At 64.8% G+C, this 25,623-nt stretch carries 23 protein-coding genes; 19 read left to right on the top strand and 4 right to left on the bottom strand.

Annotated features, from left to right (window positions below):
- Positions 1-144: 144 nt before the first annotated feature.
- The 4 genes from ACEN8U_RS30170 to ACEN8U_RS30155 all read right to left on the bottom strand — a co-directional run bounded on the left by ACEN8U_RS30170 (position 145) and on the right by ACEN8U_RS30155 (position 1,616).
- Positions 145-516 carry a hypothetical protein gene (locus ACEN8U_RS30170; protein WP_013587090.1) on the bottom strand — a complete coding sequence of 124 codons (372 nt, stop codon included), beginning with the start codon at positions 514-516 and terminating at the stop codon, positions 145-147.
- A gap of 37 nt (positions 517-553) precedes the next feature.
- A complete protein-coding gene (locus ACEN8U_RS30165) occupies positions 554-730 on the bottom strand; it encodes a hypothetical protein (RefSeq protein WP_167330863.1) in 177 nt (58 codons plus the stop codon).
- Positions 731-796: 66 nt separating this feature from the next.
- Complete coding sequence (locus tag ACEN8U_RS30160; RefSeq protein WP_310105058.1) at positions 797-1,000, bottom strand: MARCKS-like protein; 204 nt, start codon at positions 998-1,000, stop codon at positions 797-799.
- 94 nt (positions 1,001-1,094) lie between these two features.
- Positions 1,095-1,616, bottom strand: coding sequence for a hypothetical protein (locus ACEN8U_RS30155; protein WP_310105061.1), 522 nt, complete (start codon positions 1,614-1,616; stop codon positions 1,095-1,097).
- Positions 1,617-1,644: 28 nt separating this feature from the next.
- Here ACEN8U_RS30155 and ACEN8U_RS30150 point away from each other — a divergent pair, with 28 nt between their 5' ends.
- The 19 genes from ACEN8U_RS30150 to ACEN8U_RS30060 all read left to right on the top strand — a co-directional run bounded on the left by ACEN8U_RS30150 (position 1,645) and on the right by ACEN8U_RS30060 (position 25,498).
- Entirely contained in the window at positions 1,645-2,976 is a 1,332-nt protein-coding gene (locus ACEN8U_RS30150) for an SDR family oxidoreductase (protein WP_413658304.1), read from the top strand.
- Positions 2,977-2,983: 7 nt separating this feature from the next.
- Positions 2,984-3,448, top strand: a complete 465-nt coding sequence (locus ACEN8U_RS30145) for a DUF2269 domain-containing protein (RefSeq protein WP_310105067.1) — start codon at positions 2,984-2,986, stop codon at positions 3,446-3,448.
- Positions 3,449-3,918: 470 nt separating this feature from the next.
- Positions 3,919-8,013, top strand: coding sequence for an FAD/FMN-binding oxidoreductase (locus tag ACEN8U_RS30140; protein WP_310105070.1), 4,095 nt, complete (start codon positions 3,919-3,921; stop codon positions 8,011-8,013).
- 34 nt (positions 8,014-8,047) lie between these two features.
- Positions 8,048-8,476, top strand: coding sequence for an HIT family protein (locus tag ACEN8U_RS30135; RefSeq protein WP_013587096.1), 429 nt, complete (start codon positions 8,048-8,050; stop codon positions 8,474-8,476).
- A gap of 78 nt (positions 8,477-8,554) precedes the next feature.
- Positions 8,555-8,968 carry a gamma-butyrobetaine hydroxylase-like domain-containing protein gene (locus ACEN8U_RS30130; protein ID WP_013587097.1) on the top strand — a complete coding sequence of 138 codons (414 nt, stop codon included), beginning with the start codon at positions 8,555-8,557 and terminating at the stop codon, positions 8,966-8,968.
- Between the two features lie 68 nt (positions 8,969-9,036).
- Positions 9,037-9,768 carry a bifunctional demethylmenaquinone methyltransferase/2-methoxy-6-polyprenyl-1,4-benzoquinol methylase UbiE gene (gene ubiE, locus ACEN8U_RS30125; protein ID WP_015001595.1) on the top strand — a complete coding sequence of 244 codons (732 nt, stop codon included), beginning with the start codon at positions 9,037-9,039 and terminating at the stop codon, positions 9,766-9,768.
- Between the two features lie 37 nt (positions 9,769-9,805).
- Positions 9,806-10,798: a Tim44 domain-containing protein gene (locus tag ACEN8U_RS30120; protein ID WP_310105073.1), complete on the top strand. Its 993-nt coding sequence runs from the start codon at positions 9,806-9,808 to the stop codon at positions 10,796-10,798.
- A 192-nt stretch (positions 10,799-10,990) separates the two neighbouring features.
- Positions 10,991-11,635 (top strand): SCP2 domain-containing protein, encoded by a 645-nt coding sequence (locus ACEN8U_RS30115; protein ID WP_015001597.1) that lies wholly within the window; start codon positions 10,991-10,993, stop codon positions 11,633-11,635.
- Positions 11,636-11,650: 15 nt separating this feature from the next.
- The gene (gene ubiB / locus ACEN8U_RS30110; protein ID WP_013587101.1) at positions 11,651-13,228 is read left to right on the top strand and encodes a ubiquinone biosynthesis regulatory protein kinase UbiB; all 1,578 of its coding nucleotides are present in this window, start codon (positions 11,651-11,653) and stop codon (positions 13,226-13,228) included.
- 23 nt (positions 13,229-13,251) lie between these two features.
- On the top strand, positions 13,252-13,875 hold the full coding sequence (locus ACEN8U_RS30105) for a methyltransferase domain-containing protein (protein WP_041745965.1): 624 nt from the start codon (positions 13,252-13,254) through the stop codon (positions 13,873-13,875).
- A gap of 209 nt (positions 13,876-14,084) precedes the next feature.
- Positions 14,085-14,438: an FmdB family zinc ribbon protein gene (locus ACEN8U_RS30100; protein ID WP_015001599.1), complete on the top strand. Its 354-nt coding sequence runs from the start codon at positions 14,085-14,087 to the stop codon at positions 14,436-14,438.
- Between the two features lie 72 nt (positions 14,439-14,510).
- Positions 14,511-15,164: a DUF502 domain-containing protein gene (locus ACEN8U_RS30095; protein WP_013587104.1), complete on the top strand. Its 654-nt coding sequence runs from the start codon at positions 14,511-14,513 to the stop codon at positions 15,162-15,164.
- Positions 15,165-15,228: 64 nt separating this feature from the next.
- Positions 15,229-17,028 carry an aspartate--tRNA ligase gene (gene aspS, locus ACEN8U_RS30090; protein ID WP_041744912.1) on the top strand — a complete coding sequence of 600 codons (1,800 nt, stop codon included), beginning with the start codon at positions 15,229-15,231 and terminating at the stop codon, positions 17,026-17,028.
- Between the two features lie 191 nt (positions 17,029-17,219).
- Positions 17,220-17,705 carry a dihydroneopterin triphosphate diphosphatase gene (gene nudB, locus ACEN8U_RS30085; RefSeq protein WP_041725177.1) on the top strand — a complete coding sequence of 162 codons (486 nt, stop codon included), beginning with the start codon at positions 17,220-17,222 and terminating at the stop codon, positions 17,703-17,705.
- Entirely contained in the window at positions 17,702-18,961 is a 1,260-nt protein-coding gene (gene clsB / locus ACEN8U_RS30080) for a cardiolipin synthase ClsB (protein ID WP_310105085.1), read from the top strand. Before nudB ends, clsB begins: the two co-directional genes overlap by 4 nt.
- 239 nt (positions 18,962-19,200) lie before the next feature.
- Positions 19,201-19,800, top strand: a complete 600-nt coding sequence (locus ACEN8U_RS30075; RefSeq protein ID WP_015001603.1) for a TetR/AcrR family transcriptional regulator — start codon at positions 19,201-19,203, stop codon at positions 19,798-19,800.
- Between the two features lie 130 nt (positions 19,801-19,930).
- Positions 19,931-21,718 carry an acyl-CoA dehydrogenase C-terminal domain-containing protein gene (locus tag ACEN8U_RS30070; protein WP_310105087.1) on the top strand — a complete coding sequence of 596 codons (1,788 nt, stop codon included), beginning with the start codon at positions 19,931-19,933 and terminating at the stop codon, positions 21,716-21,718.
- Between the two features lie 114 nt (positions 21,719-21,832).
- On the top strand, positions 21,833-24,268 hold the full coding sequence (locus ACEN8U_RS30065) for a 3-hydroxyacyl-CoA dehydrogenase/enoyl-CoA hydratase family protein (RefSeq protein WP_310105089.1): 2,436 nt from the start codon (positions 21,833-21,835) through the stop codon (positions 24,266-24,268).
- Between the two features lie 30 nt (positions 24,269-24,298).
- Positions 24,299-25,498: an acetyl-CoA C-acyltransferase gene (locus ACEN8U_RS30060; RefSeq protein WP_015001606.1), complete on the top strand. Its 1,200-nt coding sequence runs from the start codon at positions 24,299-24,301 to the stop codon at positions 25,496-25,498.
- The last annotated feature ends 125 nt before the right edge of the window (positions 25,499-25,623 follow it).

The following is a 25,623-nucleotide window of genomic DNA, read 5'->3' as shown; positions in this document are numbered from 1 at the left end:
GGAGGCCATGCGAGTGGCGCGATGCGCTGTGGAAGGCGGAAAAGCATCCATAATAGCGCCAACGGTGCGCGCACCGGCCCCGCAGTGGTCCGCGCGGCATCGGGCCCCGCGATGAGGCCCACGCCGGTTCAGTCTGCAAGCGTGCTAGAAGATATGCGGCGGCTTGCCGTCAGTGAGCTCGCGCGGCAACGGTTCGTCGAGCTGCCACTCGACGTGCGGCAGCGCAAACAGGTCGCCGTGAAAATCGACCGGGGCTTCGCTCGTGAAAAGCCCGTCGAGATAGTCGAAACTCATTTGCGAAGAGACGGCGCGCAGCGCGGCATCCACCGAATGCGACGGTTGCAGTTCGGGCGGGTCGACGTCGAGCCGTACGGCGTAGCGGTCGGCTTTCGTTTCCAGCGCGCCGATGTCGATCAGCTTGCCGTCGACATTTTGCGCAAGGACGCGCTCGCCGTTCGCGAACAGCCGGAAAGTGGCCCGTAGCGCCGCGGATGCGGCGGGTTGCTTGCTTGCCATCGCGATTCTCCTTGTGGTCTTGCGTTGGGGATGCGGCCTAGCCGTCCTCGCCGACTTCGTTCGGATCGGGCAGGTCTGCGCCGCGGCCGGGGTCGGGCGGCGCGGGCTCATCTCTCGCCGACTGCTTCTGCTCGTCGGACAGGCGGCGGTCGCCGGCCGTCGGATCGTTCGGCGTTTGACGCGGCGGCGTCGGGCGGGCGGATTCGCTTGTCATGGGAACTCCTGGTCGTGGCGGTTGCTGGCGCCTGCAGTCAGCGCTGTGTTCCGGCGCAAGCCCGACTCAGTCCGGCGCACGCGTGCGATCCGCGTCGCTTTGCGAGCCGGGCGGCGTGCCGGGCTTGGTATCGGGGCCAGCCGTCGGGGCGGCGTCTTCGAGGCGGTGGTTGTCGGGCCGCTCATCCGAGCCGTCGCTCGGAATGTTTTCCGTGTGGCCGGGCACCGGTTGCTGTTCGATATGTCCGGTTTTCGGTGCGGGATCTGGCATGCTGGGCCTCCGTGATGGCTGATTCGTCGTAGTGAATCAGCATCCCGCGTGCCGCGCTGCCGCAAGTCGGGGATGGATGTCCGCAAGCGCCGGGTCATGGGCGCGCGGTGGCGACTCGCCGTCTCCGGCAAAAATCTTCGACCACAAACGGCGCCACCAGCCCGGCGCCGAATGCCACATACACGACGGTGATCTGCGGCACGCGCAAGTGAAACTCGAAGCCCGGCGTAAAGCGCTTCGGCACGATCACGTAGTCGCTAAAGGCGGCGACCACCGTCAACGCACTCGCGAGCGCAACGCGTCGCCTGTGCTCGGCGCGCGACGCGCGGGCGGCTTCGACCGTCTCCTGCACGGCCGCCAGCGTGTACGCATTCACGGCGGCCCAGCCGATCGACATCAGATGATGGATCGCCAGCCCCGTCACCAGATGGCGCGGGCGCGGGCGGGCCGTCTGGTTCACTTCTTGCGGCCACACCCAGTGGCTCACGGCACTGACTGGCGCGGTCGCGCGCTTGCCGATGAGGCGCGCGCAGGCGCCGAGCGCGAGCGTCGAGAGCGCGCCGGCAACGAGCCCCGGCAGCACGATGTCTTCTAATGGTCGAACCTCCAGAGCCATGGTGATTTTCCTTGCAGGTGCTACCGGCATGATCGGCGCCCGGGTCGCGCAGGCGCTTGTCGCGGCGGGCCATTCCGTCGTGTGCGGCGTGCGGGATCCCGTGGGCGCCGCACAGCGCTTGCGCGGCTGCAGGCTCGTGCACGTGGACTTCGCCGCTGCCCGCGATGTAGCAAGCTGGATGCCGCTCCTCGCGGGCGTCGACGTGGTGATCAATGCCGTGGGCATCTTCAGCGACGCGACCGGCCACGACTTCCGGCGCTTGCACACCGAGGCGCCGGTCGCACTCTTCAAAGCCGCCGTCACTGCGGGCGTGCGGCGCATTGTTCAGATTTCCGCGCTCGGCGCCGATGCCAGCGCGCAAACCGCCTATCACCGCAGCAAGCTCGCCGCCGACGAGGCGCTGCTTGCGCTGCCGGTGTCGTCGCTGATCGTGCAGCCGTCGCTCGTCTTTGCGCCCGAGGGCCGCAGCACGCGCTTTTTCGCCGCGTGGGCCACGCTGCCGGTGGTGCCGCTGCCGGGTTCGGGTGCTCAGCGCATCCAGCCGGTTCATATCGACGATGTCGTCGAACTGATCGTGGCGGGGGCGCTGGCTGCCCCGGGCAGGGATAGGCCGGGGGCGACGGCGGGGCCGCCGCGCCGCGTCCCCGCCGTGGGTAGGGAGCCGATGACATTGAAGGACTATCTGGCCGTTTTGCAGCGCGTAGCGGGCGGCCCGCGCGGCTGGGTCGTGCCGGTGCCGATGGCGCTCGTCCGGTTCGCCACGCGGCTCGGCGCGCTGCTGCCCGGCTCGCTGATGAACGCCGACGCGCTCGCGATGCTCGAGCGTGGCAACGTCGCGCCGACCGAGCGCTTCGAGCGGCTGGTCGGCCGGCCGCCGCGCGCGCTGTCCGACATGCCCGCAGACCCCGAAAGCTTCGGCACACCGGCGCGCCTGATGTGGCTGCTGCCTTTGCTGCGGGCATCGATCGCGGCGGTGTGGATCTGGACCGCGATTGTGTCCGCGGGCCTCTATCCGCGCGCGTCGAGCCTCGAACTGCTCGCGCGGGTCGGCGCGCCGGCGGCGCTGGGGCCGTTGCTGCTCTATGGAGCGGCATTGCTGGACCTGGTGTTGGGCGTGCTCTCGCTCGCGTGGCCGCGCCGCCTCGGGTCGCGCGCGCGCCTTTGGGTCTTGCAGATCGCGCTGATCGTGCTGTACACGGCGCTGATCAGCTGGCGCCTGCCGGAGTTCTGGCTGCATCCGTATGGGCCGCTCTCGAAGAACCTGCCCATGATCGCGCTGCTGATCCTGCTGATCCAGTTCGACGGCGGCTCAGCCGCGCGGCCGCGGCGGGACGCGGCCGGCCGTTCGCCACCTTGGTGAGTGAGCCATGACTTACCTCGTCATCAAATGGCTGCATGTGCTTTCGTCGACGATTCTGTTCGGCACCGGCATCGGCTCCGCCTTTTACATGCTGCTGACGAGCCTCGGCCGCGATCCGCGGACGATCGCGCGCGTGACAAAGCTCGTCGTGCTCGCCGACTGGCTGTTTACGACGCCCACGGCGATTATCCAGCCCGCCACCGGGTTCTACCTCGTGCATCTCGCGAACATGCCGCTCGCAAGCCGCTGGCTCGCCTGGTCGATCGCGCTATATGTGCTGGCGATTGCCTGCTGGCTGCCGGTGGTGTTTCTGCAGATGCGCCTTGCCGCGTCGGCACGGGTCAGCGCCGAGACCGGCGGTCCGCTCACCGCCGCCTACTGGCGAATGCTGTGGATCTGGGTCGCGCTCGGCGCGCTCGCGTTCTTCGCTTTTCTCGGCATTTTCTGGCTGATGGTGACAAAGCTCGCCTGATCCGGCGCTCCACATGAGCACCTGACGCCGCGCGCGCCGCAGTAGCAGGCCGCACGGCGTGCCCACAAGCCGCAGCGGGACCGCACGCGGGCCGCACCGGGGCCGCACCAGTGCCGCCCGGCGGCCCTCGCGGCGCGGCCGTGGTATCGTCCGCCGCTCCGATTCCGGCCGTCAACGCCTCGCTGGCCGATGCGGTAGAATTCCATTTTGGAATAAGGATCGGAAGATGCACTGGCAGCCTCGGATCGCCCACTTGATGCCCGTCCCGCGTGAGTCGTGCCCCGCGGCGGAGCGTCACGTCCGCCACGCACGATCGTGTAGCAGTATCTGAGTGCCGCGAAGCGACCGACGTGGGTAGGCCGTCGGTGGCGCTTCGCTCCAAGAAGATTTCCAAGCATTGCGCCCCACGCGCACCGTCAGCCGGCGCCTCGCCATGAGCGCGCCGGGCTGATCTACCGAGTCGTCCACACATGAACGCACCTCAAGTTTTCGATCCGCACGGAGCCGCCGCCGCGGTCGCCGCCGATCCTGAAGCGCGCCTGCGCGAAATTCCCTATAACTACACGTCGTTTTCCGACCGTGAAATCGTCATCCGTCTGCTAGGCGACGACGCATGGTCGGTGCTGGCCGAACTGCGCGCGGAGCGCCGCACCGGCCGCTCGGCGCGCATGCTCTATGAAGTGCTCGGCGACATCTGGGTGGTGCGCCGCAATCCTTACTTGCAGGACGATCTGCTCGACAACCCCAAGCGCCGCGCGATGCTGATCGAGGCGCTGCATCACCGTCTGTCGGAAATCGAGAAGCGCCGCCGCGCCGATCTGACCGAACATGGCGACGAAGCGGGCGTCGAACGTGCCGCGCGCGTCGAAACGCTGGTACAGGCCGCGCGTCGTGCCGTCGACGAATTCGAAAGCGAGTTTCAGAAGACTTACGATCTGCGCCGCCGCGCGACCAAAGTGCTCGGCCGCGTCACGCAAAAGGACAACATCAAGTTCGACGGTTTGTCGCGCGTTTCGCATGTGACCGACGCGACCGACTGGCGCGTGGAGTACCCGTTCGTCGTGCTGACGCCGGATACCGAGGCCGAGATCGCCGGCATGATCAAGGCGTGTTTCGAGCTTGGACTCACCGTGATTCCGCGCGGCGGCGGCACCGGCTACACCGGCGGCGCCGTGCCGCTGACGCCATTCTCCGCCGTCATCAACACGGAAAAGCTCGAGCAACTGGGCGCGGTGGAAATGACCGAACTGCCGGGCGTCGACCGCAAGGTGCCGACCATTTTCTCCGGCGCGGGCGTCGTCACGCGGCGCGTGACCGAGGCGGCCGAGCAGGCCGGCTTCGTGTTCGCCGTCGACCCGACTTCGCTCGACGCCTCCTGCGTGGGCGGCAACGTCGCGATGAACGCGGGCGGCAAGAAGGCGGTGCTGTGGGGCACGGCGCTCGACAACCTCGCCTGGTGGCGCATGGTCGATCCGGAAGGCAACTGGCTGGAAGTCACGCGTCTTGCGCACAACCTCGGCAAGATTCACGACGTGGAGGTGGCGCGCTTCGAGCTGAAATGGTTCGACGGCAACTATGCGCCGGGCGAGAAGCTGCTGCGCACGGAGTCGCTCGACATCAAGGGCCGCGTGTTCCGCAAGGAAGGCCTCGGCAAGGACGTCACGGATAAATTCCTCGCCGGCCTGCCGGGCGTGCAGAAGGAAGGTTGCGACGGTCTCATCACGTCCGCGCGCTGGGTGCTGCACAAGATGCCGGCGCACACGCGCACCGTCTGTCTGGAATTCTTCGGCCAGGCGCGCGAGGCGATTCCGAGCATCGTCGAAATCAAGGACTACCTGTTCGAAACGTCGAAGCAGGGCGGCGCGATTCTCGCCGGCCTCGAACACCTCGACGAGCGCTACCTGCGCGCGGTCGGCTATGCGACGAAGAGCAAGCGCAACGCATTTCCGAAGATGGTGCTGATCGGCGACATTGTCGGCAACGATGCGGACGCCGTGGCGCAGGCCACGTCCGAAGTGGTGCGCATGGCCAATGGCAAGAGCGGCGAGGGCTTCGTGGCGGTGAGCGCCGAGGCGCGCAAGCGCTTCTGGCTCGACCGCAGCCGCACGGCGGCCATCGCGAAGCATACCAACGCGTTCAAGATCAACGAAGACGTGGTGATTCCGCTCGACCGCATGGGCGAGTACACGGACGGCATCGAGCGCATCAACATCGAGCTGTCGATCAAGAACAAGCTGCAGCTCGTCGACGCGCTGGAGGCGTTTTTCAAGGGTGGCAAGCTGCCGCTCGGCAAGAGCGACGACGCCAACGAAATCCCGAGCGCCGAGCTGCTCGAAGACCGCGTGCAACAGGCGCTGGATCTGCTCAAGCGCGTGCGCACGCGCTGGGAGTTCCTGCGCGACAGGCTGGACCTGTCGCTGCGCGAGGCGCAGCACTATCTGGTCGGCCTCGGCTACGAGGCGCTCGCCGAGAAGTTCGCGGACCGCGTGGACGCGCAGCCGGACGCGACCGTGTTCCATGTCACGCAGGACCGCACGATCCGCGTGTCGTGGAAGCAGGAAATCCGTGCGGAGTTGCGCCAGATCTTCAACGGCGGCGAGTTCAAGCCGATCCTCGACGAAGCTCAGGCCATCCACAAGCAGGTGCTGCGCGGCCGTGTGTTCGTCGCGCTGCACATGCACGCGGGCGACGGCAACGTGCACACCAACCTGCCGGTCAATTCCGACAACTACGAGATGCTGCAGGACGCCCACAAGGCGGTCGCGCGCATCATGAAGCTGGCGCGTTCGCTCGACGGCGTGATCTCCGGCGAGCACGGCATCGGCATTACCAAGCTCGAATTCCTGACCGACGACGAAATCGGCGAATTCCGCAAATACAAGCAGCGCGTGGATCCGCACGGCCGCTTCAACGCGGGCAAGCTGCTGGAAGGCGCCGATCTGCGCAATGCCTACACGCCGAGCTTCGGCCTCATGGGCTATGAATCGCTGATCATGCAGCAGAGCGACATCGGCGCGATTTCCGAGTCGATCAAAGATTGCCTGCGCTGCGGCAAGTGCAAGCCGGTGTGCGCGACGCACGTGCCGCGCGCGAACCTGCTGTACAGCCCGCGCAACAAGATTCTCGCGACCTCGCTGCTGGTCGAGGCGTTCCTCTACGAAGAGCAGACGCGCCGCGGCGTGTCCATCAAGCACTGGGACGAATTCGGCGACGTCGCCGATCACTGCACGGTCTGTCACAAATGCGTGACGCCGTGTCCGGTGAAGATCGACTTCGGCGACGTGACCATGAATATGCGCAACCTGCTGCGCAAGATGGGCAAGAAGAAGTTCAATCCTGGCAACGCGGCCGGCATGTTCTTCCTGAACGCGACGAATCCGCAGACCATCAATCTCGCGCGCACCGCGATGATGGGCATCGGCTACAAGGCGCAGCGCCTCGGCAACGAGGTGCTCAAGAAGTTCGTGAAGAAGCAGACGGCGCATCCGCCCGCTACCGTCGGCAAGCCGCCGGTCACCGAGCAGGTGATCCACTTCATGAACAAGAAGATGCCGGGCAATCTGCCGAAGAAAACCGCGCGCGCGCTGCTCGACATCGAGGACAACAAGATTGTCCCGATCATCCGCAATCCGAAGACGACCACGGCCGACACGGAAGCGGTGTTCTACTTCCCCGGCTGCGGCTCCGAGCGGCTCTTTTCGCAGGTCGGTCTCGCGACCCAGGCGATGTTGTGGGAAGCAGGCGTGCAAACGGTGCTGCCGCCGGGCTATCTGTGCTGCGGCTATCCGCAGCGCGGCTCCGGCCAGTATGACAAGGCCGAGCAGATCGTCACGGACAACCGCGTGCTGTTCCATCGCGTCGCCAACACGCTGAACTATCTCGACATCAAGACGGTGGTGGTGTCGTGCGGCACGTGCTACGACCAGCTCGCCGGTTATGAATTCGACAAGATTTTCCCGGGTTGCCGGATCATCGACATTCACGAGTTCCTGCTCGAAAAAGGCATGAAGCTCGACGGCGTCACGGGCACGCGCTACATGTACCACGACCCGTGCCACACGCCGATCAAGACGATGGACCCGGTCAAGCTCGTCAATTCGCTGATGGGCTCGGAAAAGGACGGCTACAAGATCGAGAAGAACGATCGCTGCTGCGGCGAGTCGGGCACGCTCGCGGTGACGCGTCCAGACATTTCGACGCAGGTGCGTTTCCGCAAGGAAGAGGAAATCCGCAAGGGTGCGGCCAAATTGCGCGGCATACCGCTCGTCGCCGAAGCGGGTGCGAACGCGATCAACCCGGCCAATGCATCGGCGGGCGCAGCCGGTGCGGCGAACGGTTCGGTGCTGAAGGCCGGCGACGGTCCGCAGCCGAAGGGCGCGACCGACGTGAAGATTCTCACGAGCTGCCCGTCGTGCCTGCAAGGCCTGTCGCGCTACAACGAAGACGCGGGCATCGAGGCGGATTACATCGTCGTCGAGATGGCGCGGCATGTGCTCGGCGAAGACTGGATGGTCGACTACGTGCAGCGGGCGAACAATGGCGGAATCGAGCGCGTGCTGGTTTAATGGCACGACTGACGATTTTTGCCTGAGGACGACGATGGATTGCGTTTTTTGCCGTGAAGATGGCGGCGATGTGCTGTGGCAGGACGACACCCTGCGTGTCGTCCTCGCCGACGAACACGATTACCCGGGGTTTTGCCGGGTGATCTGGAACGAGCATGTGGCGGAGTTTTCGGATCTGGACGCGGCGGGCCGCGATCGCGTGATGAAGGTCGTGTATGCGGTCGAGCGCGCCATGCGGCGCATTCTCCAGCCGGCCAAAGTGAATCTCGCGAGCCTCGGCAACCAGGTGCCGCACGTGCACTGGCACGTCATTCCGCGGTTTTCGAACGACGCTCATTTTCCTCTGCCGATCTGGGCGCCGCGGCAGCGCACGGTGTCCGAAGCGATGCTGTCGTCGCGCCGCGCGCAAGCCACGCTGCTGCGCGAGGCGGTGCGGCAGGAAATCGAACAGGCGCTCGCCTGAGCGCCCATCACCGCCGTTTCGCGCCATGGCCTCACGGGGCGCATGCGGGCGCGGCGGCGTTTTCATATTGAGGCCATCATGAGCGGACTGACCCCCGATACTCCGGTGCCGAGCGGCGTCGTCGTGCATGCGAAGTCGCGTGTGCTCGAATTGCAGTACGCAAGCGGCGAATCGTACCGGCTGCCCTTCGAACTGCTGCGCGTGTATTCGCCGTCGGCGGAAGTGCAGGGTCACGGCCCTGGCCAGGAAACGCTGCAAACCGGCAAGCGCGACGTGACCATCACGATGATCGAGGGCGTCGGCAACTACGCGATCCAGCCGACTTTCTCCGACGGACACTCCACCGGCATCTATTCGTGGGATCTGCTCTACGACCTGGCGCGGCGCCAGGATGAACTCTGGCGCGCGTATCTCGACAAACTCGCCAAGGCCGGCGTCGATCGCGACGCGCCGATGGCCCCGCCGGGCGCTGCGCACGGTCACCGTCACTGATACGATTCGCCAGGCCCGCCGCACTGATGCGGCGCAACATTTGAGAATACGCGGAAAGGACAAGCGCGATGAGCAAAACCCACTTCGGCTTTCAATCGGTCGACGAACAGGAAAAGGCGCAGAAGGTGGCGGGCGTGTTCCACTCGGTCGCCGCCAACTACGACCTGATGAACGACCTGATGTCGGGCGGGTTGCACCGGGCGTGGAAGATGTTCACGATCGCCCAGGCCAACGTGCGGCCGGGCTACAAGGTGCTCGACATCGCGGGCGGCACGGGCGACCTGTCGAAGGCATTCGCGAAACAGGCGGGCGAAAGCGGCGAGGTCTGGCACACGGACATCAACGAGTCCATGCTGCGCGTGGGTCGCGACCGGCTGCTCGACAAGGGCGTGATCACGCCCGCGCTGCTCTGCGATGCCGAGAAAATTCCGTTTCCGGACAATTACTTCGACGTGGTCACCGTGGCATTCGGCTTGCGCAACATGACGCATAAGGATGTCGCGCTGGCAGAAATGCGCCGGGTGCTGAAGCCGGCCGGACGCCTGCTGGTGCTGGAATTTTCGAAGGTGTGGGATCCGCTGAAAAAGGCCTACGACGTCTATTCATTCAAGGTGTTGCCGTGGCTCGGCGAGCGCTTTGCAAAAGACGCGGAGAGCTACCGCTACCTCGCGGAGTCGATCCGCATGCATCCGGATCAGGAAACTTTAAAAACAATGATGGAACAAGCGGGTCTCGACGGCGTCAAATATTACAATTTGTCAGCTGGCGTGGTAGCTTTACATGTGGGGACCAAATACTAGGGTCTCCAACCCATCGATTTTTAAAGGAAAGTGCGAAATGTTCGATTCAGTGCTGTTATCTCCCCGTAAGGTTAAGCGGTCGCTGGTGAGAAGAATCGGACTGATCGCCATGGTCGGTCTGATCGTCGCCGGCTCCGTCGCGTCGCTCGACGCCGAAGCGCGCCGCATGGGCGGTGGACGTAGCATCGGCCGTCAGTCGAACACCGTTCAGCAGCAGGCCGCGCCGTCGCAACCGGCGCCCACCAATCCGGCCATGCAGCAGCGCGCGCAACCGGCTCCCGCGCCGGCTCCCACCCCGGCTGCCCAGCCCAACCGCTCGCGCTGGCTCGGGCCGATTGCCGGCCTTGCTGCCGGCCTCGGCATTGCCGCGCTGCTGTCGCACTTCGGTCTGGGCGGCGCGTTCGCGGGCGCCATGGCCAACGTCATCGTGATTGCGGTGCTCGCGATGATCGGCATCTGGCTCGTCCGCCGCTTCATGGGCCGCAAACGCGATGCGTCGCAACCGGCTTATGCGGGTCACTCGCCGTCGCTGAATTCGGGCGCTACCGGCTACACGCAGGAGCCGCGCTATACGGCGCCGCCGACGGGCTCGTATCTCGAACCGCAAGGCAATCCGCTCACTACGCCGTCGGTCAACGCCACGCCGAGCGTGCCGGCCGGCTTCGACTCCGATGCATTCCTGCGCAACGCCAAGGTCTATTTCGTGCGCCTGCAAGCCGCGTGGGACGTGGGCAATATCGACGACATCCGCGAGTTCACCACGCCGGAAATGTTCGCCGAGGTGCGCGTCGACCTGGCCTCGCGCGGCGCGGAGAAGAATCAGACGGACGTCGTGCAGCTGAACGCCGACCTGCTCGGCGTCGAAGAACGCGCGAACGAGTACTTCGCGAGCGTGCGCTTCTCCGGCCTGATTCGGGAAGCGCCGGGCGCGGCGGCCGAGCCGTTCGTCGAAGTCTGGAACCTGTCGAAGGCGAACCGTCCGGGCGAAGGCTGGCTGCTCGCCGGCATCCAGCAGGTCGCGCAGCACTAAAGCGGCGCGGGCGTGCAGCGCCGGTTGCGATCCGGCGTCCGCAGCTTGCAAGGCCCGCTTCGACGTTCTCTTGCGGCCGCTCTCCATTCACCGCGGTTAGCCGTTCGGCCGAGCAGGCCGCGAAGCGAACGGACGTTACAATAGGAACCCGCGCGGGCAGTCGCTCGCGCGGGTTTTTTCTTGCCACTTTCAATGACCCTCGCCGCCAAGCCCTTTGTCGCCGCTGTCAATCATCTGCTCGCCCGCGAATCGTGGGCTCGCGAGCGCCTCGCTCCCTATGCGGGCAAGACCGCCAGACTGTCGTCGCCGCCCGTCGTGCTCACGCTGCTCGTGCAGCCGGACGGCTATCTCGGCACCATCGGCGAAACCGACGCGCAGCAGTTCGACGTGACGCTCTCCGTGCCGTCCGACGCGTTGCCCGCCTTCGTGCAGGGCGGCCAGGCGGCCGTCATGAAGCACGTGAAGATAGAAGGCGACGCCGAGTTCGCGACCGTCATCGCGAAACTCGCGGAGCACTTGCGCTGGGAGCCGGAAGAAGATCTGGCCAAACTGATCGGCGACGGGCCGGCGTGGCGAGTGGGGTCGATCGTGCGCGCGGTCGGCGAACACGTGCAACGCACCGGCCGCAATCTGCTCGACACGGCCACCGAATATCTGCTGGACGAGAACCCGCAACTCGTGCGTCGCAGCGCGCTTGGCGACTTCAACGCGGAACTGGCGCAAGCGCGCGACGCGCTCGCGCGTGTCGAAAAACGCATCCAGCGTCTTGAACAGAAGGTCGAAGCCCGCGGCGCCGTCGCGCCGGGCAGCGCCGCCACGTCGCGCGGCACGCGCTAGTCACCGGGCACAACCATGCGTTTTCTGCGTTTCCTTAAGATTTTCTTCACCGTAATCCGCTTCGGTCTCGACGAGATGATGCTCGGCCGCGTCAACGACCGGCGCGTGCGCATGCTGCTGCGTATCACGACGATCGGCCGGAAGTTCGAGGCGCCGCCGGGCGTGCGGTTGCGTCTCGCGCTCGAAAGCCTGGGGCCGATCTTCGTCAAGTTCGGGCAGGTGCTGTCGACCCGGCGCGACCTGCTGCCGGTGGATATCGCCAACGAACTCGCGAAGCTGCAGGATCAGGTGCCGCCGTTCGATTCGGCGGTGGCGATCGGGCTCGTCGAGAAGTCGCTCGGCGCGCCGGTCGACGTGCTGTTCGACGACTTCGAGCGCGTGCCGGTGGCAAGCGCGTCGATCGCGCAGGTGCACTTCGCGACCGTGAAGGCAGGACAGCATGCCGGCAAGGCCGTCGCCGTGAAGGTGCTGCGCCCGAACATGCTGCCGGTGATCGACTCCGACCTCGCGTTGCTGCGCGACATCGCCGTATGGGCCGAGCGGCTGTGGGCGGACGGCAAGCGCCTGAAGCCGCGCGAGGTGGTCGCCGAATTCGACAAGTATCTGCACGACGAACTCGACCTGATGCGCGAGGCGGCCAACGGCAGCCAGTTGCGCCGTAACTTCGCCGGGCTCGACCTGCTGCTCGTGCCCGAAATGTATTGGGAATTCTGCACGCCCACCGTGCTCGTCATGGAGCGCATGGTCGGCGTGCCGATCAGTCAGGTCGACACGCTGCGCGCGGCGGGTGTCGACATTCCGAAACTGGCCCGCGAAGGCGTCGAGATTTTCTTCACCCAGGTATTCCGGGACGGTTTTTTCCACGCGGACATGCACCCGGGCAACATTCAGGTGAGCCTCGATCCGGCGCATTTCGGCCGCTATATCGCGTTGGATTTCGGCATCATCGGCGCGCTGTCGGACTTCGACAAGAATTACCTCGCGCAGAACTTCCTCGCGTTTTTCAAGCGCGATTACCACCGCGTCGCGACGCTGCATCTGGAATCGGGCTGGGTGCCGCCCACCACGCGCGTCGAGGAACTGGAAAGCGCCATTCGCGCGGTGTGCGAGCCGTATTTCGACCGCGCACTGAAGGACATTTCGCTCGGTCAGGTGCTGATGCGCCTTTTTTCGACGTCGCGCCGCTTCAATGTCGAGATCCAGCCGCAGCTCGTGCTGCTGCAAAAGACCATGCTGAACGTGGAGGGGCTTGGCCGCTCGCTCGATCCGGAATTGGATCTATGGAAAACGGCGAAGCCCTATCTGGAGCGCTGGATGAACGAGCAGATCGGCTTGCGCGGCTGGTACGAGCGGCTGAAGATCGAGGCGCCGCAGTGGAGCAAGACGCTGCCGCAGTTGCCACGGCTGATCCATCATGTGTTGGCCGAGCGTCATGACCACGGGCGCGTCGGCAACGACGACATGATCCGGCAGATCCTGCTCGAGCAGAAGCGCACTAACCGGCTGCTGCAGGGCTTGCTGCTGTTCGGCGTGGCGGTCGGTGTCGGCGCGGCGCTGGCGCGTCTCTTTCTCGCGCTTGCGTACGGCGCCTGATCCCACAGCTTGCGAGGCAAATGATGAGCGATCCGACCCAAACCCCGGTGCCCGAATTCGAGAGTCGCGATCCGAACTCGCCGACGTTCTGGGACGAGCGTTTCGAGCGTCACTTTACGCCGTGGGACCAGGCGGGCGTGCCGTCGGCGTTTCAGGCGTTTGCGGGGCGTCACGCCGGCGAGGCGGTGCTGATTCCGGGCTGCGGCAGCGCGTACGAAGCCGCGTGGCTGGCCGCCCGTGGGAGCCCGGTCCGCGCGATCGATTTTTCGCCGGCGGCGGTTGCGGCTGCGCGGGCGCAGTTGGGCCAACAGCACGCCCAGCTCGTGGAACAGGCAGATTTCTTCAGCTACGAGCCGCCGTTCACCCCCGCGTGGATTTATGAGCGCGCGTTTCTCTGCGCATTGCCGCCGGCGCGCCGCGGCGACTACGCGCGCCGCATGGCCGGGCTGTTGCCGGCGGGCGCGCTCCTTGCCGGGTTTTTTTTCATCGGCGCGACGCCCAAGGGGCCGCCGTTCGGCATGGAGCGCGGCGAACTCGACGGCTTGCTCACGCCGCATTTCGAGCTGATCGAAGACGAGCCCGTCAGTGATTCGATACCGGTCTTTGCGGGGCGCGAGCGCTGGCTCACGTGGCGTCGCCGTGCCTGAACGATGGGCGTCGCCGTGGCTCGCGCTGTGAAGCGCGAGCCTGGCGGCCAGCGCTTGGCACCCCCCTTGATTTTTGCCGCGCCCGCCCTCATTTAGCGCAACGGCGGTCGCGTCGGGCGCCGATCCCCAAAATGCCGGGGAGCGTTGCCGTTTGCGGCTATAATTCAAGGCTTTGCAAGCGTTTACAAGATTTCAGTAGGGAAACGGTCATGCCGATCTACGCTTATCGTTGCGAGTCATGCGGCTTTGGGAAGGACGTCCTTCAGAAGATGAGCGACCCCCAGTTGACGCAATGTCCCGAATGCGGGAAAGACACTTTCCGGAAACAGGTCACGGCCGCGGGCTTCCAGTTGAAGGGCTCGGGCTGGTACGTCACCGATTTTCGCGGCGGCAGTGGCGGTACGAGTGCGCCCGCCAATGGTGCTGCGAATGGCGCTGGTGACGGTGCCGATAAGGGCGCGTCCACCGGCAACGGCGCGGCTAAGCCGGAAACGGCCGCGGCCGCCACGCCGGCTGCGCCCGCCGCGCCGGCAGCAGCGGCAAGCGGCTCCGGCAGCGTCTAGTAGCACGGCCGCCTTCACGGGCGGCGCACACGTCGCGCGTTCTTCACACCGCGCGGCATTCTGGCGGTACACATGACGACGAAAAAAACGACGCTCAAATCGGTGTTCCTGACGGGCCTCCTGGTGCTGGTGCCTTTGGCCATCACGCTGTGGGTGCTCGGTCTCATTATCGGCACGATGGACCAGACGCTGTTGCTGCTGCCGAGCGCCTGGCAGCCGGAGCGCGTGTTCGGCTTTCGCCTGCCGGGCTTGGGCGCGGTGCTCACGCTGGCGTTTGTGTTTGTCGTCGGGCTTCTGACCCAGAACTTCGTCGGGCAAAAGCTCGTGAAGTGGTGGGAGCTCGTGGTCGCGCACATCCCCGTGGTGGGGCCGATCTACACGAGCGTCAAGCAGGTGTCCGACACGCTGCTGTCGAGCAGCGGCAACGCGTTTCGCAAGGCGCTCCTGATCGAATATCCGCGCCGCGGCTGCTATACGATTGCGTTTCTGACCGGCATTCCGGGCGGCGACGTGATCAACCACCTGAAAGAAGACCACGTCAGCGTCTACGTGCCGACCACGCCGAACCCGACGTCCGGCTTCTTCCTGATAGTGCCCAAGAGCGAAGTGATCGAACTCGACATGACGGTCGACGCCGCGCTCAAGTACATCGTCTCGATGGGCGTCGTGGCGCCGTCCGCGCCCGCGGCGCCGCTGCGCCGCACGACAGTCGAGCCGCCGCTGTAATGCCGGCGCGCCCGCCTCCATCGCGGCGCGCCGTTCAACCAATGCAAAACGAAAGTCAAACATCATGTCGATGAGATCTAAATACTGCGGTCTGGTGACCGAAGAACTGCTGGGCCAAACCGTCTCGCTGTGCGGCTGGGTAAGCCGCCGCCGCGACCATGGCGGCGTTATCTTCATCGACCTGCGTGACCGCGAAGGCCTCGTCCAGGTCGTGTGCGACCCGGACCGCGCGGAGATGTTCAAAGCCGCCGAAGGCGTGCGCAACGAGTTCTGTCTGCAGATCAAGGGCGTGGTGCGCAGCCGTCCGGAAGGCACGACGAACGCGGCGCTCAAGAGCGGCAAGATCGAAGTGCTGTGCCATGAGCTGATCGTGCTGAATGCGTCCATCACGCCGCCGTTCCAGCTCGACGACGACAACCTGTCGGAAACCACGCGCCTCACGCATCGCGTGCTCGATCTGCGCCGTCCGCAGATGCAGCACAACCTGCGTCTGCGCTACCGCGTCGCAATCGAAGTGCGCAAGTACCTCGACACGCTCGGTTTCATCGACATCGAAACGCCGATGCTCACCAAGAGCACGCCGGAAGGCGCGCGCGACTACCTCGTGCCGTCGCGGACCAACCCCGGCCAGTTCTTTGCGCTGCCGCAATCGCCGCAGCTCTTCAAGCAGCTGCTGATGGTGGCGAACTTCGACCGCTACTACCAGATCACCAAGTGCTTCCGCGACGAAGACCTGCGGGCCGACCGTCAGCCGGAATTCACGCAGATCGACTGCGAAACCTCGTTCCTCTCGGAGCAGGAAATTCGCGATCTGTTCGAGGCGATGATCCGCCACGTGTTCAAGGAAACCATCGGCGTCGAGCTGGACGCGAAGTTCCCGGTCATGGAGTACTCGGAAGCCATGCGCCGTTTCGGCTCGGACAAGCCGGACCTGCGCGTGAAGCTCGAATTCACCGACCTGACCGACGCGGTCAAGGACGTCGACTTCAAGGTATTCAGCGCGCCGGCCAACACCAAGGACGGCCGCGTCGCGGCGATCCGCGTGCCGAAGGGCGGCGAGCTCTCGCGCGGCGATATCGACAGCTACACGGAATTCGTGCGCATTTACGGCGCGAAGGGCCTTGCGTGGATCAAGGTCAACGAAGTGGCGAAGGGCCGCGACGGTCTGCAAAGCCCGATCGTCAAGAACCTGCATGACGAAGCGGTCAAGGCGATCATCGAGCGCACCGGCGCGCAAGACGGCGACATCATCTTCTTTGCCGCGGATCGCGCAAAGGTGGTGAACGACAGCCTGGGCGCACTGCGCCTGAAGATCGGCCACTCGGAGTTCGGCAAGGCCAACGGTCTCGTCGAGTCCGGCTGGAAGCCGCTGTGGGTGGTGGACTTCCCGATGTTCGAATACGACGAGGAAGACAACCGCTACGTCGCCGCGCATCACCCGTTCACGAGCCCGAAGGACGAGCACCTGGAGTACCTGGAATCGGATCCGGCGCGCTGCCTCGCCAAGGCCTACGACATGGTGCTGAACGGCTGGGAAATTGGCGGCGGCTCGGTGCGTATCCATCGCGAGGAAGTGCAGAGCAAGGTGTTCCGCGCGCTCAAGATCAACGCGGAAGAAGCGCAGGCCAAGTTCGGCTTCCTGCTCGACGCGCTGCAATACGGCGCGCCTCCGCACGGCGGCATCGCGTTTGGTCTCGACCGTATCGTCACGATGATGGCCGGTGCCGATTCGATCCGCGATGTCATCGCGTTCCCGAAGACGCAGCGCGCGCAAGACCTGCTCACGCAGGCGCCGAGCGAAGTCGACGAGCGTCAGTTGCGCGAGTTGCACATCCGTCTGCGTGCGGCCGAGCCGAAGGCGTAACGGCTGCTGCGGCGGCTCGATGCTGCTGACTGCTGTCTGAAAACGACAGCGCAAGCAAAACCAGGAAGGCGCGGGAGGAAACTCCGGCGCCTTTTTCGTTTTTTGCGTTACAGTCGAAGCAACAACGTTCGACGCTTCCTCGACTACTCGCCGACATATATCGCGCAAGCGTTGCGCATCGTTTTTACGCCATGCCGAAACCGCCGAAGATCCCGCAGTCCGTACTCGTCGTCATTCATACGCCCTCGCTCGACGTGCTGCTGATCGAGCGCGCCGATATGCCAGGCTTCTGGCAGTCGGTGACGGGCTCGAAGGACCGGCTCGACGAGCCGCTCGCGGAAACGGCCATGCGTGAGGTTGCCGAAGAGACGGGCATCGTGATCGGCGGCGCGCTGGTGCCGCAAAGCGCCTTGTTCGACTGGCAATATTCGATTGAATACGAGATCTATCCGCAGTTCCTGCATCGCTACGCCGAAGGCGTGATCCACAACACCGAGCACTGGTTCAGCGTGGAAGTGCCCGAGCGGCTCGAAGTCACGCTCGCGCCGCGCGAGCACACCGCGTTTCTCTGGCTGCCGTATGAAGAGGCCGCCTCGCGTTGCTATTCGTCGTCGAATGCGGATGCGATTTTGCAGTTGCCGAAGCGGCTGCGCGGGCGTTCGGAGTCTCGCCGATGAGTGTCGGCGGCGCACGCCGTTTCGCTCGTCTGCGGCAATCGCTGCTCGGCCGCCGCTACTGGCAGCGCTACCGCTTCACGAGCGGCAACGAGGTCAAGCTGCTGCGCTCCGGCGACGAGTTCTTCAGCGCGCTCGTCGCGCGCGTGGATGCGGCGGAGCGCGATGTCGTCCTCGAAACCTATATTTTTTGCTACGACGAAGCGGGGCAACTGGTCAACGCGGCGCTGCTGCGGGCGGCCGCGCGCGGCGTGCGCGTGCGCGTGATCACTGACGGCGTCGGCACCGCGCGCCTGCCGATGTTCAACGAATGGGTCGGCGCCGGCATCGAGCATCGCATCTACAACCCGCACATCTTCGGGCGCTTTGGTTTTTCGCGCACGCATCGCAAGCTCGCCGTGATCGACGATCAGTTCGCGTACTGCGGCGGCATTAATATCGTCGACGATTACGAAAACAACGGCGAGACGCTGCCGTACCGCCGCTGGGATTTTGCAGTCGAGTTGCGCGGCCCCGTGGTCAACGACGTGCGTCAGGCGTTCGAGGTGCAATGGCGGCGCATTCGCGTCGGGCATAAACCGCTCGAATCGCTCGAGCCGGATCTCAGCCCGAAGACCACGGCCTCGCTCGGCAGCCTGCGCCGTCGCCGCCGGCGCCGCAACGAGGAACTGTGGGCGGGCGGCCAGCCGTGTGTGGCGTTCGTCGCGCGCGACAACCTGATCAATCGCCGCGCCATCGAAAAGGCGTACCTCGCGGCGATCGGCCAGGCGCGCAGCGAGGTGCTGCTCGCGAATCCGTACTTCATGCCGGGGCGCAAGCTGCGGCGCGCGCTCGTCTATGCGGCGCGGCGCGGCGTGGTGGTGAAGCTGATCATCGGCCGCAAGGAGTTCAAGGCGCTCGATTACGCCGTGCCTTTCCTCTATCGCGCGTTGCTGAGAGCGGGCGTGCAGATCGCCGAGTACGAGAAAACCCTGCTGCACGGCAAGGTTGCGGTGGTCGACTCGAACTGGGCGACCGTGGGCTCGTCGAACCTCGACGCGCTCAGCCTGATGCTGAACAACGAAGCGAACGTCGTGCTGGTCAACGATCCGTCGATCGACGCGCTGCGTGAGGCGATGCTCGCCGCCTTCAAGGAGGCGCGGCGCATCGACGAAGCACACTACGACGCGCGCCCGGCCGGCGAGCGCCTGCTCAACTGGCTGGCCTACACGACCTACCGGCTCGCCATGAAGCTTCTGACAGTGGGCGGCTACGACTAGAGTCGGCGGGGCATGCGTCGAGACGTGTCGCCAGAGCATACGAAGGTTTCGTCTGAAGAAGCCATGACTTAAGGCGAACCCCTCTAAAAAATCCGATTCCTCCGATTGCCAGATGCCCCAAAATTGAAACCAGGTTAGAAACCGGTTTCTAATAAAGTCCTTGTTTCGCGGACGGCGCCACTCAATAATAGTACGGCCGTTCGATTTTTTGTTTCGGTCACATTAGAACGGTAAAAGCTATGCGAAAAGGCGAACAAACGCGAGCCGCAATTCTCGATGCAGCACTTGACCTGGCAAGCCGCGACGGACTGGAGGGTCTGACGATCGGCCTTCTCGCCGAGCGCATGCAGATGAGCAAGAGCGGCGTGTTTGCGCACTTCGGGTCGCGCGAGGACTTGCAGGTCGAGGTCGTGCGCGAATACCACCGTCGTTTCGAAGACGAGGTGTTTTTCCCGAGCTTGCGCGAACCTCGCGGACTGCCGCGTTTGCGCGCCATGATTTCCCGCTGGATCGAAAAGCGCATACAGGAAGTCACGACCGGGTGCATCTACATCAGCGGCGCCGTCGAGTACGACGACCGCGCAGATAACCCGGTGCGCGAACAACTGGTGTCGAGCGTGACGATGTGGCGGGCGGCGCTCACTCGCGCCATTTCGCAGGCGATGGAAGAAGGGCATCTGCGCGCGGACACCGACCCGCAGTTGATGCTCTTCGAACTGTACAGCTTCACGCTCGGTCTGCATCACGACGCGCGCTTCCTGCATCTGCCGGACGCGGTGCGCCTCACGTGGGCCGCGCTGGAAAAATTGATTGTTTCGTATCAAAGCGAAAGCCGTTAGCGAAAGCCGCGGAACTGCACAAGATCCGGCGGCAAACGTCGCGCAGTGTAAGCACTGAAGCGACAGACGAGATCCGCATCACGCCCTCGCGCTCACGGCCTGGCTTCATGTTCAAACTTTGGAGAGAGTCATGGGACAGTACGCCGCGCCGCTGCGCGACATGCAATTCGTGTTGCACGAGCTGCTTAACGTCGAAGCCGAGATCAAGCAGATGCCGAAGCACGCGGATCTCGACGCCGAGACGATCAACGCCGTGCTCGAAGAGGCCGGCAAGTTCTGCTCCGAAGTGCTGTTTCCGCTAAACCACAGCGGCGACCAGGAAGGCTGCACGTACGTCGGCGACGGCGTCGTGACCACGCCGAAGGGCTTCAAGGAAGCCTATCAACAGTATGTGGAAGCCGGCTGGCCCGCGCTCGGTTGCGATCCGGAGTACGGCGGCCAGGGGCTGCCTGCGTTCGTCAATAACGCGCTGTACGAAATGCTCAACTCGGCGAATCAGGCGTGGACGATGTACCCGGGCCTCTCGCACGGCGCCTACGAGTGCCTGCACGCGCACGGCACGCCGGAGTTGCAGCAGCGCTATCTGCCGAAGCTCGTCTCCGGCGTGTGGACCGGCACCATGTGTCTGACCGAGCCGCATTGCGGCACCGACCTCGGCATCCTGCGCACGAAGGCCGAGCCCAACGGCGACGGCTCGTACTCGATCAGCGGCACGAAGATTTTCATCTCCAGCGGCGAACACGATCTGGCGGAAAATATCGTTCACCTCGTGCTCGCGCGTCTGCCGGATGCGCCCAAGGGCACCAAGGGCATTTCGCTTTTCATCGTGCCGAAGTTCATTCCGAACGAAGCCGGCGAGCCCGGCGAGCGCAACGGCGTGAAGTGCGGTTCCATCGAACACAAGATGGGCATTCACGGCAACGCGACCTGCGTGATCAACCTCGACAACGCGAAGGGCTGGATGGTCGGCGAGCCGAACAAGGGCCTCAACGCGATGTTCGTGATGATGAACGCCGCGCGTCTCGGCGTCGGCATGCAAAGCCTCGGGCTCACGGAAGTCGCCTATCAGAACTCGCTCACGTATGCGAAAGAGCGTCTGCAAATGCGCTCGCTGACCGGCCCCAAGGCGTCGGAAAAAGCCGCCGACCCGATCATCGTGCATCCGGACGTGCGCCGCATGCTGCTCACGCAAAAGGCGTATGCCGAAGGTGCGCGCGCATTCTCGTACTGGTCCGCGCTGCATATCGACAAGGAGCTGTCGCACGCCGACGAATCGGTACGCAAGGAAGCCGCCGACCTCGTCGCGCTCCTCACGCCGATCCTGAAGGCGTTCCTCTCGGACAACGCGTTCGAAGGCACGAATCACGCCATGCAGATTTACGGCGGCCATGGCTTCATCGCCGAGTGGGGCATGGAGCAGTATGTGCGCGACGCGCGCATCAACATGATCTACGAAGGCACGAACGCGATTCAGGCGCTCGACCTGCTCGGCCGCAAGATTCTCGGCGACATGGGCGCGAAGATGAAAAAGTTCGGCAAGCTCGTGAGCGAGTTCGTCGAAGCCGAAGGCATCAAGCCGGAAATGCAGGAGTTCGTCAACCCGCTCGCCGACATCGGCGAAAAGGTCCAGAAGCTGACGATGGAAATCGGCATGAAGGCCATGCAGAACCCGGACGAAGTGGGCGCCGCGGCTGTGCCGTATCTGCGTACCGTCGGTCACCTGGTGTTCTCGTACTTCTGGGCGCGCATGGCACGCATCGCGCTCGACAAGGAAGCCTCGGGCGATCCGTTCTACAAGGCGAAGCTCGCCACCGCGCGCTTTTACTTCGCGAAGCTGCTGCCCGAAACCGCCATGACCATCCGTCAGGCGCGCGCCGGTTCGAAGCCGCTGATGGACGTCGAAGAAGCGCTGTTCTAAGTCATCTAACGCAAGGCGCCGCGTGGTCAGCCACACGCGGCGCTTTCGCAAGCCACATTCATCGCGAGCGAGCCGAACCGTTCGCGACACCGCACAACTCTCCGGAGGAACGACGTGAGCAATCTGATCATTCGCAAGGTAGCCGTGCTCGGCGCCGGCGTGATGGGCGCGCAGATCGCCGCGCACCTGATCAACGCCAAGGTGCCCGTGCTTCTTTTTGACCTGCCGGCCAAGGAAGGCCCGAAGAACGCCATCGCGTTGAAGGCGATCGAGAATCTGAAGAAGCTGTCGCCCGCGCCGTTCGGCGTGAAGGACGACGCGCAATACATCCAGCCCGCGAATTACGACGACGACATCGAAAAACTCGCCGAATGCGACCTCGTGATCGAAGCGATCGCCGAGCGCATGGACTGGAAGCACGACCTGTACAAGAAGGTCTCGCCGCATATCGCGCCGAACGCGATCTTCGCGACCAACACGTCGGGCCTGTCGATCACCGAGCTGTCGCAAGGTTTCGCGGATGAACTGAAGGCGCGCTTTTGCGGCGTGCACTTCTTCAATCCGCCGCGCTACATGCATCTGGTCGAGCTGATTCCGACCGCGGCCACGCGTCCGGAAATTCTCGATCAGCTGGAAACGTTCCTGACGAGCGTGGTCGGCAAGGGCGTCGTGCGCGCAAAAGATACGCCGAACTTCATCGCGAATCGCGTCGGCATTTTCTCGATTCTCGCGGTGATCACCGAAGCCGCGAAATTCGGCCTGCGTTTCGACGAAGTCGACGACCTGACCGGCTCGCGTCTTGGCCGCGCGAAGTCGGCCACGTTCCGCACGGCGGACGTCGTCGGTCTCGACACGATGGCGCACGTCATCAAGACGATGCAGGACAACCTGAAGGACGATCCGTTCTTCCCGGTCTACGAGACGCCGGCCGTGCTCGCCGAACTCGTGAAAAAAGGCGCACTCGGCCAGAAGACGGGCGGCGGCTTCTACAAAAAGGAAGGCAAGGCGATCAAGGTGCTCGACCCGAAAACGGGCGAGTACGTGGAAGGCGGCGCGAAAGCGGACGAACTGGTCGGCCGCATTCTGAAGCGTCCGCCGGCAGAGCGCCTCAAGCTGCTGCGCGAGTCGCAGCACCCGCAGGCGCAGTTCCTGTGGGCGATTTTCCGCGACGTGTTCCATTACATCGGCGTGCATCTGGAATCCATCGCCGATAACGCACGCGATGTCGATCTCGCGATCCGCTGGGGCTTCGGCTGGAACGAAGGTCCGTTCGAAGGCTGGCAGACGGCCGGCTGGAAGCAGGTCGCCGAATGGGTGCAGGAAGACATCGCGGCGGGCAAGGCGCTGTCGAGCGTGCCGCTGCCGTCGTGGGTGCTCGAAGGCCCGGTTGCCGAAAAGGGCGGCGTGCATACGAACGAAGGCTCGTGGTCGCCGGCTTCAAAGACGTTCGTGCCCCGCTCGTCGCTCGGCGTGTACGACCGCCAGGTGTTCCGCGCGCCGCTCGTCGGCGAAACGGCGGCGGATCCGAAGAGTTACGGCAAGACGCTGTTCGAGACCGACGCCGTGCGCGCATGGGTCGACGACCGCGCGGGCGAGAACGACGTGCTGATCGTGTCGTTCAAGAGCAAGATGAACACGATTGGGCCGTCGGTGATCGACGGGTTGACGCAGGCCATCGAACTGGCGGAGAAGGACTTCAAGGGTCTCGTCGTCTGGCAGCCGACGTCGCTGAAGCTCGGCACGCCGGGCGGCCCGTTCTCCGCGGGCGCGAATCTCGAAGAAGCGATGCCGGCGTTCATGATGGGCGGCGCAAAGGGTATCGAGCCGTTCGTCAAGAAATTCCAGCAGGGCATGCTGCGCGTGAAGTACGCGAGCGTGCCGGTCGTCGCGGCGGTGTCGGGCATTGCGCTTGGCGGCGGCTGCGAGCTGCTGCTGCATAGTGCAAAGCGCGTCGCGCACATCGAAAGCTATATCGGTCTAGTGGAAGTCGGCGTGGGTCTCGTGCCCGCGGGCGGCGGTCTGAAGGAAGCGGCGCTGCGCGCGGCGGAAGCGGCGACGCAAGTGGGCGCGACCAACGATCTGCTCAAGTTCCTGCAAAAGTCCTTCGAAAACGCGGCGATGGCAAAGGTCTCGGCGTCCGCGCTCGACGCCCGCGCAATGGGTTATCTGAAGCCGTCGGACACGATTGTCTTCAACGTATTCGAGCTGCTCGACGTCGCGAAGAAAGAAGCGCGCGCGCTTGCCGGCGCGGGCTACCGTCCGCCGCTGCGCGTGACGCAGGTGCCGGTCGCCGGGCGTTCGGCGATCTCGACCATCAAGGCTTCGCTCGTCAACATGCGCGACGGCCGGTTCATCAGCGAGCACGATTTCCTGATCGCGAGCCGCATCGCGGAAGCGGTGTGCGGCGGCGACGTGGAAGCGGGCAGTCTCGTCGACGAGGAATGGCTGCTGCAACTGGAGCGCCGCGCGTTCGTCGAGCTGCTCGGCACGCAGAAGACGCAGGAACGGATCATGGGCATGCTGCAAACCGGCAAGCCGGTGCGGAACTAACAGCGACGCGCGGACATTCTGGAGAGACAAATGAGCAAGCAATTGCAAGACGCATACATCGTCGCCGCGAGCCGTACGCCGATCGGCAAGGCGCCGCGCGGCGTGTTCAAGAACACGCGCCCCGACGAACTGCTGGTGCATGCGATCCGGTCGGCCGTGGGCCAAGTGCCCGGACTCGATACCAACGTGATCGAAGACGCCATTGTCGGCTGCGCGATTCCCGAGGCGGAGCAGGGCCTGAACGTCGCGCGTATGGGCGCGCTGCTGGCCGGGCTGCCGCAGTCGGTCGGCGGCGTCACGGTGAACCGCTTCTGCGCGTCGGGGCTGACGGCCCTCGCGATGGCTGCGGACCGCATTCGCGTCGGCGAATCGGACGCGCTGATCGCGGGCGGCTGCGAGTCGATGAGCATGGTGCCGATGATGGGCAACAAGCCGTCGCTGTCGCCGCATATCTTCGATCGCAATGAAGACGTCGGCATTGCCTACGGCATGGGCCTGACCGCCGAGAAAGTCGCCGAGCGCTGGAAGATCAGCCGTGAGGCGCAGGACGCGTTCTCCGTCGAATCGCACCGCCGCGCAATCGCCGCGCAGCAAGCCGGCGAGTTCAGCGACGAGATCGCCGCATACACGGTCACCGAGCGCTTCCCGGATCTCGCCACCAGCGAAGTGCGCGTGAAAACGCGCGAGGTGTCGCTCGACGAAGGTCCGCGCGCCGACACCTCGCTCGAGGGCCTCGCCAAACTGCGCACGGTGTTCGCCAACAAGGGGTCGGTGACGGCCGGCAACAGCTCGCAGACGTCGGACGGGGCGGGCGCGCTGATCGTTGTGTCGGAAAAGGTGCTCAAGCAGTTCAACCTGACGCCGCTCGCGCGCTTCGTCAGCTTCGCGGTGCGCGGCGTGCCGCCGGAGATCATGGGCATCGGGCCGAAGGAAGCGATTCCGGCCGCGCTGAAGGCCGCGGGCCTCAAGCAGGACGACCTCGACTGGATCGAGCTGAACGAAGCGTTCGCCGCGCAATCGCTCGCGGTGATTCAGGACCTCGGCCTCGATCCGGCGAAGATCAACCCGCTCGGCGGCGCGATCGCGCTCGGCCACCCGCTCGGCGCGACGGGCGCGATTCGTGCGTCGACGGTGGTGCACGGCCTGCGCCGCCGCAACTACAAGTACGGCATGGTGACGATGTGCGTCGGCACCGGCATGGGCGCGGCGGGCATCATCGAGCGGCTGTGACACGGCCCGCTTCGGTGGACGCGGCACGCCGCCAAGGCGCCTGAACGGTTCGCAGGCCTCGCGCTTGCGAACCGTTTTTTCCATTCGGACAGCAGTTCTGCGGCAGTTTCCGCTGCAGTCGAGGA

It is taken from the genome of Paraburkholderia phenoliruptrix (assembly GCF_047325075.1).
Lineage (GTDB): Bacteria > Pseudomonadota > Gammaproteobacteria > Burkholderiales > Burkholderiaceae > Paraburkholderia > Paraburkholderia phenoliruptrix.
Note: the sequence above shows the minus strand (reverse complement) of the source record. Positions and strands in the feature narration are given on the sequence as shown.